This is a genomic window from Lactobacillus sp. XV13L (genome assembly GCF_059900875.1).
Genome location: NZ_JBWXGD010000001.1, coordinates 154,019 through 168,510 on the forward strand (window position 1 = coordinate 154,019; position 14,492 = coordinate 168,510).

At 48.0% G+C, this 14,492-nt stretch carries 14 protein-coding genes; all 14 read right to left on the bottom strand.

Features of this window, described 5'->3' with window-relative positions:
* Positions 1-3: 3 nt before the first annotated feature.
* The 14 genes from AC2JF6_RS00735 to AC2JF6_RS00800 all read right to left on the bottom strand — a co-directional run bounded on the left by AC2JF6_RS00735 (position 4) and on the right by AC2JF6_RS00800 (position 14,474).
* On the bottom strand, positions 4-588 hold the full coding sequence (locus AC2JF6_RS00735; protein WP_500728831.1) for a hypothetical protein: 585 nt from the start codon (positions 586-588) through the stop codon (positions 4-6).
* Positions 589-591: 3 nt separating this feature from the next.
* A complete protein-coding gene (locus AC2JF6_RS00740) occupies positions 592-1,443 on the bottom strand; it encodes a hypothetical protein (RefSeq protein WP_500728832.1) in 852 nt (283 codons plus the stop codon).
* Positions 1,444-1,598: 155 nt separating this feature from the next.
* Positions 1,599-2,144 carry a hypothetical protein gene (locus AC2JF6_RS00745; RefSeq protein ID WP_500728833.1) on the bottom strand — a complete coding sequence of 182 codons (546 nt, stop codon included), beginning with the start codon at positions 2,142-2,144 and terminating at the stop codon, positions 1,599-1,601.
* Positions 2,145-2,146: 2 nt separating this feature from the next.
* Positions 2,147-2,974 (bottom strand): hypothetical protein, encoded by an 828-nt coding sequence (locus AC2JF6_RS00750; RefSeq protein ID WP_500728834.1) that lies wholly within the window; start codon positions 2,972-2,974, stop codon positions 2,147-2,149.
* Between the two features lie 112 nt (positions 2,975-3,086).
* Positions 3,087-3,683: a hypothetical protein gene (locus AC2JF6_RS00755; protein WP_500728835.1), complete on the bottom strand. Its 597-nt coding sequence runs from the start codon at positions 3,681-3,683 to the stop codon at positions 3,087-3,089.
* Positions 3,684-3,755: 72 nt separating this feature from the next.
* On the bottom strand, positions 3,756-4,622 hold the full coding sequence (locus tag AC2JF6_RS00760; protein WP_500728836.1) for a helix-turn-helix domain-containing protein: 867 nt from the start codon (positions 4,620-4,622) through the stop codon (positions 3,756-3,758).
* A gap of 519 nt (positions 4,623-5,141) precedes the next feature.
* Positions 5,142-6,260: an RNA polymerase sigma factor RpoD gene (rpoD, locus tag AC2JF6_RS00765; protein ID WP_500728837.1), complete on the bottom strand. Its 1,119-nt coding sequence runs from the start codon at positions 6,258-6,260 to the stop codon at positions 5,142-5,144.
* 13 nt (positions 6,261-6,273) lie between these two features.
* The gene (gene dnaG / locus AC2JF6_RS00770) at positions 6,274-8,088 is read right to left on the bottom strand and encodes a DNA primase (RefSeq protein ID WP_500728838.1); all 1,815 of its coding nucleotides are present in this window, start codon (positions 8,086-8,088) and stop codon (positions 6,274-6,276) included.
* 22 nt (positions 8,089-8,110) lie between these two features.
* Positions 8,111-10,177: a glycine--tRNA ligase subunit beta gene (gene glyS / locus AC2JF6_RS00775; protein WP_500728839.1), complete on the bottom strand. Its 2,067-nt coding sequence runs from the start codon at positions 10,175-10,177 to the stop codon at positions 8,111-8,113.
* Entirely contained in the window at positions 10,170-11,087 is a 918-nt protein-coding gene (gene glyQ / locus AC2JF6_RS00780; protein ID WP_500728840.1) for a glycine--tRNA ligase subunit alpha, read from the bottom strand. Before glyQ ends, glyS begins: the two co-directional genes overlap by 8 nt.
* Before the next feature lie 240 nt (positions 11,088-11,327).
* On the bottom strand, positions 11,328-12,083 hold the full coding sequence (gene recO / locus AC2JF6_RS00785; protein ID WP_500728841.1) for a DNA repair protein RecO: 756 nt from the start codon (positions 12,081-12,083) through the stop codon (positions 11,328-11,330).
* A 2-nt stretch (positions 12,084-12,085) separates the two neighbouring features.
* Positions 12,086-12,994: a GTPase Era gene (gene era, locus AC2JF6_RS00790; RefSeq protein WP_500728842.1), complete on the bottom strand. Its 909-nt coding sequence runs from the start codon at positions 12,992-12,994 to the stop codon at positions 12,086-12,088.
* Positions 12,994-13,518, bottom strand: coding sequence for an rRNA maturation RNase YbeY (gene ybeY, locus AC2JF6_RS00795; protein ID WP_500728843.1), 525 nt, complete (start codon positions 13,516-13,518; stop codon positions 12,994-12,996). Before ybeY ends, era begins: the two co-directional genes overlap by 1 nt.
* Positions 13,518-14,474: a PhoH family protein gene (locus AC2JF6_RS00800; protein WP_500728844.1), complete on the bottom strand. Its 957-nt coding sequence runs from the start codon at positions 14,472-14,474 to the stop codon at positions 13,518-13,520. Before AC2JF6_RS00800 ends, ybeY begins: the two co-directional genes overlap by 1 nt.
* Positions 14,475-14,492: the final 18 nt, after the last annotated feature.

Sequence of the window (14,492 nt, forward strand, 5' to 3'; positions counted from 1 at the left end):
CCCTTAAAAACCACCATAAATATGATGAATTGTTCGGTAAACCTCATCATACATAGGACTGTAATTAATTAGCAGGCTCTTTTCAAGATAATAATGGTACGCAAGATCCATTATAAGAGCTATAAGTAATAAGACATACGGATGAGGTAGTTCATATGCCCCGACCAACAGCCAGCTTAAGACCAGAAAAACCGCAACGTGGAGCACCAGGAGTTCTGTCCCGATAGTCGGGTTGCCATACTTAAATAGGGGGAAATCCGTCAAAAAGTACGGTCCGAAGAGACCGAGGAAAAACACCATGCAGTAGACAGTAGCCAGTCCCAGCAGACGCACAGTCATCCACCTTGTCTTCTGCCTCACGCCAACAAGCAAGTTAACGCGGCGAAAAGTAAGTATTTGACTATAAAGCAGAACTAAGACAGCCGGTTGTAAATATAATGATACCATATGCGCATTGAGGAAAGCGTTGGGCAATTCCATGGTACCGGGGTAGTTGCGCATGATTAGAAAAATGCTACCCGCTATTCCTAAAAGAGCTATCACAAGCCCGACCTTGATCGGGCGACGAGAAATGCGTTTAAATTGCATAATTTAGCCCAGCTTTCTCTGATGCTTGTACCACAGGGTGGTCAGGACTGCGGCAACTGCCAGGTAAATGAAGACAGCAATTAAAAAGGCTAAGGCAGAATTTATTGGAGGAGCTTGACCTGCAAAGCTATATTGCCCTGGTGCAGTCAGATTGTAGAAAAACCAGGTAAACGCAAACGTCCGCCAGACTACGCTGTTCATATTCCCAAGTGTAGCCAACAAGACCAACGCAAGACCCAAAATCGGACCAAGTGCGATATAAAAGGCAGTCTTACGAACGTGAAGACCAACACTAAAAATAAAGACGGCGAAGACGCCCCAGCCAATGGCTGCCAAAATAATATATAGGCTTAAATCAACGAATTCATTTAGCGAAAAATAACCTGATCTAGGTCCCGGAGCCAATTCTTTAGGGATAGTTTTAAAAGCAAAGGGATAGTAAAACCAGTTAATCAATCCTATTTGATAAAGGTTAGTAAACAAAGATAAAGCGGCTCCACTAAAAAAAGTTGTGGTTAACCCTTTCTTCAAAAAAATCTTATACCCTATTCTCTGTTGAACAGCACTAAACATATTATTATTTTTTAAGTAGATGAAAACACCGGCTCCTATAATCGTAGCTAGTATCATCATAATGACATCGATCACGACACTATCATCGCCACCACCAGGCTGCAATGAAAAGAATAAGTTGACAGATACATCGGAAACCTTGCCGGCTTTGGGAAGAATTCCTTGTGCGTCTTTAATACCTACAAAAGCTTGCCAGGTAAGCGGAAGCAAAAATAGTATGACAGCAACTATAATTATTTGTTTGGTTCGTTTTAGCATTATTACTTTTACCTTTTTATCCATAGTTTCAAACGGTTTTATTATTCGCTAATTGCATTAAGAAAAGCAGAATCCTTAAAGCGAAAAAACTTTTTCTTGGCCTTTGCCAAATGATTTCTTAATTCCTGTAATCTGTAACATTGTGCTTCTTCCTTAAAAACTATCATAAATATAGCGAGTCATTTTATTGTCTTGGTGTAAGCAAGCATGAACGTCTGCTCAATATAATAGTGATATAACAAATTAAAAATAATAGTCATGATGAGCAACAAATAAGGGTGTGGTGAATCATAAGCCCCTACCAAAAGCCAAGTTAAGAATAAAAGTACGAAAAAATGGAATAATAAAAGTGCTGTACCAAAAAGTGGGTTGCCAAACTTGAATAAAGGATAATTGGAAAAAGGATATGGCACTAATAATCCGATTGCAAATGAAACACAATAAATCGTGGTGAGGACAAAAAGGCGGATTGTCATCCATTTTGTTTTCTGCCGTACGCCAACCAATAGATTAATACGTCGAAAAACAAGTATCTGGGTAAAAATCAAGGCCAAGACAATTGGCTGCAAATATAAAGAAACCATGTGCGCAGAGAGATAAAAAGTCGGCAAGTCCATAATCTGAGGATCATTATTTGCTATCAAATAAACACTTCCCGCGGCTCCTAGGACAAAGATTAAAATCCCAATTAAAATGAGACGGCGGGTCAGTCGCTTAGCTCTCATAATTAGCCTAACCTCCTCTTCCGTTTATGCCAAAAACTAATTAAGCATGCGGCAACGGCGAGGTAAATAATGACGGCAACGACAAATGCAAAGGATGAACTAATTGGTGGAGCTTGACTCACAAACGTATATTGTCCCGGTGCAGTTAATGTATAGAAAAACCAGGAAAAAGCAAAAGTACGCCAAACCTGGCTGCTCATATCGCCCAACAAAGCTAGCAATACTAAAGCTAAGCCCACAATTGGACCGAGTGCCAAATAGAAGGCACTCCTTTGCACAAAAAGTCCAATACTAAAAGTTAACACGGCAAAGACGCCCCAACCGATAGCGGCAAAAATGATGTATACACACAAGTCAAATAATTCATTAGTTGAAAAGTAGCCTGGTCTATATCCAAAAGCTTCCATTTTGGGCAGTTTTTTAAAGACAAATGGATAATAAAACCAGTTAATTAATCCCAGTTGGTAAAGATTAGTTAGTAAAGATAAGGCAGCCCCTGCTAAAAAAGTTATGACAACCCCTTTCTTTATAAAAGACTTATAACCAATTCTCTGTTGAATTACACTAAACATATTGTTGTTCTTCAAATAAATGAAGGTATAAGCTCCTATAGTTGAAGCTAAAATCATCATGACAACTGATATAATGATGCTCTCATTACCTCCATTAGGTTGTAGTCCAAAAAACAAATGAACAGACACATTAGATGCTTTGCCAGTCCTCGGAAGAATTCCTTGAGAATCCTTGATACCAGTAAAAGTTTGCCAAGTAATCAAAAGGAGATACAGCATTACGGCAATAACAATGAATTTTTTGGTTCGCTTTAGCATTACTTTACCTTTCCTACAATAATCATGAATTACCTCTATATAATTAAATGACACACCTTAAAAACAAAAGGGGAATATCTTCCCCTCAAGTAAAACACTAGGTACCAAAAAATTATTTATTATCTGCGCTAAAATGAAACTTGATGTAGGACCCACTAGGATCGACAGGGCTGGTTCTTACACCGCCATAATAGTGTAAGCCAACTCTTCCCGTGTTATTTCCTGCATGTGTTGTTTGATTTACATATAAGCCGGTTGTATCCGACCTTTTCGCACCCTTATTGTTTTGTAACCGTACTTTATATCCAAATTGCGCAGTCTGAGCGTCACCGTTAAATGATGCATAGTTAGAATTGGTCCTCTTTATATTAGGATAATTTTTGTTCATAGCCCATGCACCCCAGGGTTTCGTGCTTACATTTGTAATTGTCCATGTACCTTTTGCTCTTGTATCTATACCTTCAGTACTTACTTCAGTATCGTTTGTATTCGTAGGTACTTCAGTATTATCTGTATTGGCGTTTGAATCGCTAGGTGTATCTGCAGCTGCCGCAGCAATCGAAGTCCCGCCGACTGCTAATAGCATGCTGGCAGATAACATTACCTTGCCCCAAAAGTTATGTTTTAGTATTTTACCTCCTAATAAAGCTAAATTAACAGTGATCTTTGTACAAATATTAGTCAAGAGACCTTTGTGCGGTACCGTCATCCTCTTGATAAGTTAAATATACTACTTGACAAAATAAAAACTTGCCGAATTCCCAAATTAGGGAATTTATTTTTAGTAAAGCTGCTTGATTAGCGCTAGGTCATTGCGAAATTCTTGTTTGAGATGATCCATGCTAAGGGCATTTAGTCCCGAAGAGAGGCGTTTTAGCAGCGCCGCATTCCCCTTTTTGATATATTGCAGCAATCCTGTCAGAAATTGTATTTTCAGTTTTATTACCGGCTTAGAATCAGGAATTTCTACCGTTCTTGTTGCTTTAAGCAATTTTTGGGCATAAGCCCAATCCTTAGTCATTAGTGCATAATCTGCTTCCAGCAGGCTTTCTAATACATCACTGTACCAACTATGTTCATCAAGCCGTTTTTCTTTAGCGAAGTCGATTAAATGAAAGGAAAACTTGTAAATACTCGTTGCATCGAACAGTAAGGCCGTCTTGCCCAGAAGGTAGATGTTCTCATAGCTCCAATAGTTGTGGTCGGCAACAATATGAGCGAAATATAATTTGATCTTTGTCTGCGCACGCTTGGGCAATAGCTTTTCACTAGTCAGCTTTTGATAATAATTGCAAGCTATTGCGGCTTTAAACAAAGCCTTTTTGCTGGCAGAATTTAGTTGATAAGACTTGCATGCTGCAAGGGCACAATTTTTTAAGTAATTAACTTGCCTTTTGTTATATGGATCCAGAATTTCTTTAATATTTAACTCTAAAATCGAAAAATCATTTTGATTGATAAATTCAACCGGCTGAATGTGATTTTTTGAAAGTAGCTGCAAGACTTTTTCCCATGCTAGGTCGCCGCTTCCGGTTTCCCAGCGCGCAAGTGCCGATTTAGAAACCACTCCCGTGGAAGCTTCAATCAGACTAATATTCATTTGTTTTCTAATCCGCCGAAATTTGGGACCATATTTTCCCTTGCACATTTAAAAATCCTCATTTCGCATACTGGTTTGCAAGATGTACTACCCTGTTGACGCAGCCTGGTTGCTTAAGCCAAAACATGATTAATTTACACTGTGTCTGGTTCCGACGTTACTCTGCATCACTATTTTTGGTCAACATCCAAAATATTAAATTAATAAAATCCATGCTAAATCTCCTCTGGTAGTTAATAAATATTGAAATACAATATTAGAAACACTTATTACATTTCTTTACTTAAACTTTAACACAAGTCTGCATTTAAAAGTGTGCCACCTTTGCACATTTATAGCAGTTTAAATTTATTGCAATTTGCAAATAATTTTAGCCAAACTAGAGGCGACCGAATTAGCAAACGGATTAAAGGCGGAGGTGGAGGAATACCTGCCGTAGAATTCCCCCCCATCTTTTAAAGGCCTACCCTTGCGATTTAAAACCAAGCAAAAAGGACCAACCTGCACTTTCGTGTACAAGTTGGTCCTTTTTATGCGTATTTTGAATTTTAAATTACGGCAAGGAACTTAATCCAGGAAGTCCCGCAACTGGTTCGACCGGCTCGGGTGCCGCAATTTGCGCAGCGCCTTGGCCTCAATCTGTCTGATCCGTTCGCGGGTCACGCCGAAGACCTTGCCAACTTCTTCCAGCGTGCGCGTGCGGCCGTCGTCCAGCCCGAAGCGCAGACGCAGGACATTTTCTTCCCGGTCGGTCAACGTGTCCAAGACCTCTTCGAGCTGCTCCTTGAGCATTTCGTATGAGGCGTGCTGCTCGGGACTCGTTGCGTCCTTGTCCTTGATGAAGTCACCCAGGTGGGAGTCGTCTTCCTCGCCGATGGGCGTCTCAAGCGAAACGGGCTCCTGGGCAATCTTCAGGATGTCGCGCACCTTGGACGTCGGCATGTCCATCTCGGCGCCAATTTCTTCCGGCGTTGGTTCCCGGCCCAGGTCCTGCAACAATTGCCGCTGAATCCTGATCAGCTTGTTGATGGTTTCAACCATGTGCACCGGAATCCTAATGGTCCGGGCCTGATCGGCAATGGCACGCGTAATGGCCTGACGAATCCACCAGGTGGCATAGGTCGAGAACTTGAAACCCAGGCTGTAGTCGAACTTGTCAACGGCCTTCATGAGTCCCATGTTGCCCTCCTGGATAAGGTCCAAGAATGACATGCCGCGGCCGACGTAGCGCTTGGCAATCGACACGACCAGCCGCAGGTTGGCTTCAGCCAGTTCCTGCTTGGCCTCCTCGTCGCCCTTTTCGATGCGCTTGGCGAGGGTTATCTCCTGGTCGGCCTTTAACAACGGGACCCGACCGATCTCCTTCAAATACATGCGCACGGGATCGTTCATCCGCACGCTGGACGGAGCCGACATGTCTTTTAATTCGGCCTTTTCAACGTCTTTTTGCTTTTTGAGCGCTAATTTTGAAGGCTCGCCCTTGTCATCAACGATGCTGATGCCGTTGTCCTCGAATTCCTGGACCAGCTGGTCGACGGCCTTGCCCTTCAACTCGTAGGGCTCAACCATGCGCGCAACAAATTCTTTTTCGGTAATTGCTTTGTCTTTTTTGACGTCCTTGACAACTTCTTTGACTAACTTATCCAGCGAAAGCACTTCGCCGTTAGTTTTCTTCTTTTCTGTCACTATAAGCCCCCCTTTAACCCTGAATTCTCTTTAACTGCAAAATCTTTTGTGTAATTGTAATGATTTCACTTGTATCCGTCTTTCTTTTCGCATCCTGCAATTCATTCATCAACTTCCGCAGCTGCTCGTTGACTTGCCGCAGTTCCAGTGCGTGCACTTGCTCATCAATTTCACGGTCAGAAAAATCCTGGGGCATGTCAGTCATTTCAGCATTTACTATTATACCTTGAAGTTCCGCAGGAATAAAATTTAAGAAACCACTGGTGCTTGGATTTTCTTTCCCTTCACTAAAATTTAACCATAGTTCCGCTAACTTTTGGTAATTCTGATCTGGAAACATAAACTTGCCGTCCAGCAAATAATTCCGCGCGTGTTCCGAGTGCATAAACAAGTATAACAGTCTTGTCTGCACCGGGTCCGTATTGACGCTGCCGGAGGGCGGCTCTTCTTCGGACTCAGGTGGGATATCGCCAGGCGCAAACGGCGCCGGCTCCCCCACTTGATTGCCTTTGTGCCGCTGGGCGGCGTTGAATTGCCGGCGGTAACGCAGAAGGTTAACCTTGAGCGCATCCCGCGACACGTTCTGTTCCCGGGCCACCCTGTCTACGTACAGATCCTGTTCGACCGGATTGGCCAGCTTGGCTATTTCCCTGATCGCCTCATCAAGGTAAGCCAGCTTCTCACGGTCATTGTCCAGGTTGTATTTTTGCGCCAGGCGCTTTAGGAAAAAGTCGGTCGGCGTCAGCGCACCCTTGACCTCGTCGCGGTACTTTGTGGCCCCGTACTTTTTAACGTACTCATCCGGATCCAGCTTCTCGGGCAGAACAACCACGCCGATGTTGAAGCCCCCGGCCTGGGCAAACATCTTTGCCGCCCGCTCTTCGGCGTGGACGCCCGGATCGTCACCGTCATAATTAATAACAATGTTTTTGGTAATCCGCCGGAGCAGGTATACCTGCTGGTCGGTCAGGCTCGTGCCCATCGAGGCAATTCCCGACGTGATTCCGGCTTTGTAGGCTGCAATCACGTCCATGTAGCCCTCGTACAGGATTAAGTGGCCTTCGGCGCGGGCCGCCTTCTTGGCCTCGGCAAAGTGAAAGAGCGTCTTAGACTTTTCAAAGATCTTTGTTTCGGGGCTGTTGACGTACTTGGCCTCTGTCTTCTCATTCGACAGCCGCCGGCCCGAAAATGCAATCACGTGGCCGCCTTCGCTATCGAGGGGGAACATCAGGCGGTCGCGAAAGCGGTCAAATATCTGACCATCCCGGCCTTCGACAAACAACCCGCTGGCCCTGAGGTCTTCGTCCTTGTACTTGCGTTCGCGCATATAAGTCAAAAGCAGGTTGTTCTGGCGCGGCGCGTAGCCCAGGCGGAAGTGGTCGATGGTATCTTTGTCCAGCCCCCGGCTATGCGCGTAGTCGAGCCCGCGCCGGCCCGCGTTCGTTGAAACCAGCACCCGGTGGTAGAATGCGGCCGCTTCCTCGTTGATTTTAACCAGCACGTTCGTGTACTTGTTTTTTTGCTGCGTGAATTCCTTAATCTCAATGTGAGCAAATTCGGCGGCCTTCTGCACGCTTTCGGGAAAAGTCATGTTTTCCTTTTCCATCAAAAAGGTAAAAACGTTGCCGCCCTTGCCGCAGCCGAAACACTTGAAGAACTGCTTGCCCTCACTAACGGTAAAGGAGGGCGTCTTTTCCTGGTGGAAGGGACAAAGGCCGACGTAGTCCTTGCCCTTCTTCTCAAGTGCGACGTACTGGCTTATCACGTTGACGATATTAACGTTTTCGCGCACCTGGTCAATTGTTTCCTTAGGAATTAGTCCCGCCATTCTCTCACCTGCTTTTTTAGACTTATTTTGTCACTAGTTTGCTCAAGTCCCCTAAGCGGCTTGCCAGTCGTGCCACTGCGTTAAGCTGAGCGAGCCGATTGTTGCGCAGGGCCTCATTCTTGTCCATGATCATGTTGGTTTCGAAGTAAAGGTTGACGACCGGCTGCAAATCGACAAAGCCATCGTAGAGCTCATTCAGATTGATAACGTCCTGAAGGTTCTTAATGCCCGCATCCAGGTCGCTCTCGCTCGTATTCGTGAACAGGTCGGGGTTAACGGGGTCCTTGCCCTTGTACTTGGCCTTCTTCAAAATATTGTTGATGCGGATCAGGCTTTCGATTACCGGCTTGAACTTCTCGTCATCATGGTGCAGCTGCAAGACTTTGGCCGCCGCCAGGATCTGAATCGGGTCCTGCTGACTTGAAGCAAGAACCGCATCAATGATGTCGTACTTAAAGTTGTTCTTCTGCAGGTACTGGTTGATCCGGTCCCGGATGAAAGCAGCGATTTCCTCGTCCTGCTCGCCCCTCTTCGGAAGTTTGGCCGGTGTCTGACCGCTGAGTGCAGTGATGATTTCCGGCAGCACCTCGTTAAAGGCCAGCGACCACTTTTGGTTAAGCAAAATGCGAACAATGCCGTAAGCGTAGCGGCGCAGCGCGTACGGGTCGTTCGACGAGCTCGGGATCATGCCGGCCGCAAAGAACGTGATGATTGTGTCCAGCTTGTCGGCAATAGACAACAGCGCCCCAACCGTTGATGCGGGCAGGTCGCCCTCTGATGTAGTCGGCATGTAGTGCTCCTTGATGGCAACCGCCACGTCTTCCTTTTCACCGGCAAGACGCGCGTAGTGCATGCCCATCACGCCCTGAAGCTCCGCGAATTCACCGACCATCTGGGTAACGAGGTCAAACTTGTACAGTTCGCTCGCCCGGTCAAAATCGGCAGTAGTCTCCTCGTCTAGGTTCCACTTTTTAGCCAGCAGGTCACCGATGATGCGGACACGCTGCATCTTTTCGGACATCGAGCCAATCTTGTCGTGGAAGGATACGTTGTCCAGTTTTTTGACGAAGTGACTCAGGGGGTACTTGCGGTCCTCATCATAGAAGAACTGGGCGTCGTCCAGGCGGGCCACCAGCACCTTTTCATTGCCGGCAACAACGTTCTCAAGGAAGTCCTTGTTGCCGTTGCGCACGGCGATGAAGTGGTTGATCAGCTCCCCTTTTTGGTCATAGACTTCGAAGTAGCGCTGGTTGTCCTTCATGGACGTGATCAAGACCTCCTGGGGCATCTGCAGGAATTTTTCATCGAAAGAGCCCGCAAACACGGTGGGGTATTCCACCAGGTTGGTCACTTCCTCAAGCAGGTTCTTGTCCAGCTTAATCGTCCAGTTGTTCTTCTTAACCAGCTTGTTCATCTGGTCGACGATCATTTCCTTGCGCTTGCTTGCGTCCACGATGACAAATTGATCGCGCAGCGCATCCTCGTAGTCCGCCGTATTGGCCAGGACCACGGCGTTGCCCAGGAAGCGGTGCCCGGCAGTTTTGCGCCCGGCCGTGACGTCCAGCGCCTTAACCGGAATAACGTCGCTGCCGTACAGCGACACGATCCAGTGCACCGGCCGGACGAACTCAAAGTCATGCGAATCCCAGCGCATCTTGGTGGGGAAGGTCATTGCTTTGACAACGTCGCTCATCCCCAGCAGGATATCGCTCGCCTTCCTGCCCTCCTTTTGAACGTGCACGTAGGCGTACTCGGTGCCCTTTAACTCTTCAAAGTAAATGTCATCGGTCGTCATGCCCTGACCGCGGACAAACCCCTGGGCCGCCTTGGTCCAGTTCTTATCCTGGTCCAGCGCAATCTTCTTGGCCGGGCCCTTTTTGACCTCATCGATGTCGTCCTGCTTTTCAGCCAGGTTCTCGACGAGGATAGCGAGCCGCCGCGGCGTTGAGAAGGATTTAACGCCCTTGAATTTGAGCCCGTTTTCCTTTAAAAACTTTTTGGTCCGGTCAGCCAGCTGCTCCACGCTGCGCGTCACAACGTGTGCCGGCATCTCTTCTGTTCCGATTTCGAATAAATAATCTTTAGTCATTTTCAAGCCCCGCTTTCTTCTTCTCGGTGTTCTTTAACAGCGGAAAGCCCCTCTTTTCACGTTCCTCAACGTAGCAAACAGCCACTTTATGTGCCAGGCTTCTGATGCGTGCAAGGTAGCCCGCACGTTCCGTTACCGAAACCGCGCCGCGGGCGTCAAGCAGGTTGAAGGTGTGGGAACACTTCAGAATATAGTCATAGGCCGGCTGCACCAGGCTAAGACCGATAAGCTCCTGGGCTGTTCTTTCGTACGCGTCAAAAAATTTGATTAGGTCTTCCTGGTTGGACTTTTCAAAGGCATACTTGGAGTTTTCGTACTCGGCCTCCTTGAAGATGTCGCGGTAAGGAACGCCGCTGCCCCACTCCAGATCAAAAACAGAATTGACGTCCTGGATATAGGAGGCAAGACGCTCCACGCCGTATGTGATCTCACTCATGGTCGGCTTCACGTCCAATTCGCCAACCACCTGGAAGTAAGTAAACTGGCTGACCTCCATGCCGTCCAGCCAAACTTCCCAGCCGACACCGGCACAGCCCATTGAGGGGTTCTCCCAGTTATCTTCGACGAAGCGGATATCGTGCTCAAGCGCGTTGATGCCCAAAACCTGCAGGCTATCCAAATAATACTGCTGGATGTCCTCCGGGGCCGGCTTCATGACCACCTGAAACTGGTGGTGCTGAAACAGCCGGTTGGGGTTGTCACCGTAGCGGCCATCAGCCGGCCGCCGTGACGGCTCAACGTAGCACGCCTTCCAGGGCTCGGGACCTACGGCCCGCAGGAAGGTGTAGGGGCTCATCGTGCCCGCGCCCTTTTCAACGTCATACGACGGCATAATCATACAACCCTTGGAAGACCAAAATTCTTCCAGTTTAAAAATCATTTCTTGAATAGTTAATTTTTCCTTTGCCATTTTCTTCCTCCCTGCATCAGGCCATAAAAAAAGCCTATGCATCATTGCATAGGGACGAGGTTTAATCGCGGTTCCACCCTAATTCAGGGATATTTCCCTGCTCTCACTTTTGCTTGGCTAGGGGTGCCTTTTCCCAGGTGTCCTCGCACTATCTGACACTCGCTTGCTGGTACTTTTTAATTCCCCATCTTCGCCAAAATACACTGATATTTTACCATAATAACGCAGCAATCTAAAGTTTTACGCGAATAAATTCAGCTCATCCAAAAACTTCTTAGTCTTGAGGTTCAGGTCGATCGTCTCCTGGTAGATGCGGTCAATTGCCTTGCGCGTACTCTTCTTAACTGCCGGCGTAATTGCGATTGAACCGAGGCGCTCAAACGGAATGAGACCGATTGTCCGCAGCACCGCGGTTGCACGCGGCTCCAAGTGCAGCCGCCCAGGATCAATATAGAAGTGGTCGCTGCATAAAACGCCGCCGTGCCTAATCGAATAGTCAAAGTCGCCCCGGTCGCGGCCACAAACGAGACAGTGACGCAGTTCAGGCTCTACCCCATAGGCCGCCAGCATCTGCATCTGCACAATCTGGGTGATCATTTCGGGATCTGCCCCGGCGTTGATTTTCTGGAGCGCAAACCGGGCCAAAGCCCCGTACTTGCCCAAATCTTGGTATTCAATGAAAGCGTGGTCAATCAGGTCCAAAACAAAGGACGCGTATGCATTCTTCGTCAGGTCCGTGAACACCCCATCCAGCTGCTTAACGTTCTTGTAGGTCCGCAGGTTGCTCAGGCCGTGGCCGCTCGTGTAAATTACGTAGGTGCCGTAGGAAAAATTAAGCAGGGCCGCGCCCAATTTTGACTTGGGCTTAAGTGCCCCGCGCGCAATCACCGTAATGATGCCGCTATTCTTGGTCAAGAGCTTGGCCAGCAAGTCGGCCTCCTGGTATTTTTGCCGCTTAAAGACGAGCCCCTCGACCTCCTTAAGTTCACGTGCCACTTCTAGGACAGGTCCTTCTTATTATAGCCAATCTGCTTCAAAAATACGGGGTCCGCGCGCCAGTTGCGCTGGACTTTGACCCAAAGCTTGAGGTTAACCTTCTCGTCCAAGAGGTCCTCGATCTGTTTGCGCGAATTAATGCCAATCTGCTTCAGCATCTTTGCGCCCTTGCCGATAATAATGCCCTTCTGGCCGGATTTTTCGACGTAAATGGTTGCCTCAACTTGCAGCTTGCCCTTGACATGCTGGTTCATGCGCTCAACCCAAACGGCGGCCGCGTGTGGCACCTCTTCGGCGGTCAGTGCGAGAATTTGTTCGCGAATAAGCTCCGCAACCATGAAATACTCGGGCCGGTCGGTAATCTGGTCGGGCGCGTAAAATTCGGGCCCTTCAGGCAGCTCATCGTTTAAGAGCTGAATGAGGTCACTGACGCCAACGCCCTGGGTAGCAGAGATCGGCAAAAATTCCTGAAAGATGTCCATTTTTCTGTAGTCGGCGATTACCGGCAGCAGTTCATTCGGGTGCACCTGGTCAACCTTGTTGATCACGAGGTAGACGGGGACCTTGACCTGCCTGAGGAGGTCGGCGATGTACTCGTCCCCCTTGCCCGGCGCCGCAGGCTCAACCATAAACAAAATCAGGTCAACGTCGTTCAGGCTGGACAGACTGGCCTTGTCCATGTAGTTGTCGAGCTCGGCGTGCGGCTTGAAGATGCCGGGCGTGTCGACAAAGACCACCTGCATGTCTTCTGACGTGTAGATGCCAGAAATCTTGTTGCGCGTTGTCTGCGGCTTATTCGAAGTGATGGCCACCTTTTGACCAACGAGAAAGTTCATCAGCGTGGACTTGCCCACGTTGGGCCGGCCCAGCAGCGCAACAAACCCGGATTTGTGTTTTGTGTTTTCAGACATTATTTACCTCTGCCTTCATCTAGTTGTTCGGGGTATAGCGGCAACCCGTAGTCCTTTAGGACCTTGCCCTGAATTCCAAACATTTTCTTCGCCTCGGCCGGTTCGATATGGTCGTAGCCGTTGAGGTGTAAAAAGCCGTGCACCAGGGTGTAGCCGAATTCGCGCTTCCAGCCCGTACCGTATTCTTCGCTGTGCTGCCTAATCACACTGGGACACAAAAAGAGGTCCCCGATATCTTCCTGAAAGTCGGCATCGCCAGTAAACGCGGCCAGGTCAAGTCCATCTGTGCCGTCCTCAATGGCAAATGAAATGACGTCGGTCGGGTGGTCTTGACCGCGAAATTTTTTGTTAAGCGCGTGGCTTGCATCAGCATCAACAAAGTTAATGCTCATTTCCAAATTGTTTTCTTTGCCGATTTCTTTTTTTGCAAGCAGCAGGAGCCGGGTAATCCAGTCCTGCCAGTCAAAATCTTGGCTCTGCAAGAAAGCAGCTTCATCGTTAAACGTGATATCAATCGGGGCCATTACTTGCGTTCTTCTTCCTTTTCATAAGCGGTGATGATTTTGGCAACTACCGGGTGACGCACCACGTCATTGGCGGAAAATTGAATAAACTTAATCTGTTCGATATCCCTCAGAATGCGCTGTGCGCTAATCAGCCCGCTGTGCTGGCGGCCGGGCAGGTCCACCTGGGTCATGTCGCCGTTGACAATCATTTTTGAATTGAAGCCCAGACGGGTCAAAAACATCTTCATCTGTGCATCCGTCGTGTTCTGGGCCTCATCCAGAATTACGAACGCCTCATCGAGTGTCCGGCCACGCATGTAAGCAAGCGGGGCAACCTCGATCACGCCCCGTTCCATCAGGTGGTCCGTCGTGTTGGTGCCCAAAATGGCGTTGAGGGAGTCATAAATTGGCCGCAGGTACGGGTCAACCTTTTCCTTCAGGTCCCCCGGCAAAAAGCCCAGCGACTCGCCCGCCTCAACGGCCGGACGGGTGAGCACGATCCGCGCAACCTCGCCGCGTTTGAAGGCGGCGATTGCACAGACCACGGCAATGAATGTCTTACCGGTTCCCGCAGGTCCGATTCCAAAGACGATGTCATTTTTCTCAATGGCCTCTACGTACTTCTTCTGCCCCATATTTTTGACCCTAACCGGCTTGCCTTTAGCATCCCGAATTAAAATCTTCTTGTAGAGGTCAGGAAAGTACTCCGTCGTGCCCTTGTCTGCCATCTTCATCGCACTGACTACGTCCGGGGCGCCAATATTAATATTGGCGCTGACCACGTTGTCGAGTGCCTGCAATACCGCTAGCACCTTGCTTGTCAGGCTGTCACTGCCGTCAATCACAATCTCGTTGCCGACATCGGTCACAGTGACGTCGTAGTTTTCGGCAATAAGGTTGAGGTTGCCGTCATTGACACCCACTAATTTTTGGATGTTCTCAGGATTCCTAGGAATAAATTGGGTTTGGACCAAGTAAATGCTCCTTTTCTT

Coding starts and splice junctions, on each gene's coding strand:
- AC2JF6_RS00735 (WP_500728831.1), bottom strand. CDS start 588: ATGCAATTTAAACGCATTTCTCGTCGCCCGATCAAGGTCGGGCTTGTG.
- AC2JF6_RS00740 (WP_500728832.1), bottom strand. CDS start 1,443: ATGGATAAAAAGGTAAAAGTAATAATGCTAAAACGAACCAAACAAATA.
- AC2JF6_RS00745 (WP_500728833.1), bottom strand. CDS start 2,144: ATGAGAGCTAAGCGACTGACCCGCCGTCTCATTTTAATTGGGATTTTA.
- AC2JF6_RS00750 (WP_500728834.1), bottom strand. CDS start 2,974: ATGCTAAAGCGAACCAAAAAATTCATTGTTATTGCCGTAATGCTGTAT.
- AC2JF6_RS00755 (WP_500728835.1), bottom strand. CDS start 3,683: ATGACGGTACCGCACAAAGGTCTCTTGACTAATATTTGTACAAAGATC.
- AC2JF6_RS00760 (WP_500728836.1), bottom strand. CDS start 4,622: ATGTGCAAGGGAAAATATGGTCCCAAATTTCGGCGGATTAGAAAACAA.
- dnaG (WP_500728838.1), bottom strand. CDS start 8,088: ATGGCGGGACTAATTCCTAAGGAAACAATTGACCAGGTGCGCGAAAAC.
- glyS (WP_500728839.1), bottom strand. CDS start 10,177: ATGACTAAAGATTATTTATTCGAAATCGGAACAGAAGAGATGCCGGCA.
- glyQ (WP_500728840.1), bottom strand. CDS start 11,087: ATGGCAAAGGAAAAATTAACTATTCAAGAAATGATTTTTAAACTGGAA.
- era (WP_500728842.1), bottom strand. CDS start 12,994: ATGTCTGAAAACACAAAACACAAATCCGGGTTTGTTGCGCTGCTGGGC.
- ybeY (WP_500728843.1), bottom strand. CDS start 13,518: ATGGCCCCGATTGATATCACGTTTAACGATGAAGCTGCTTTCTTGCAG.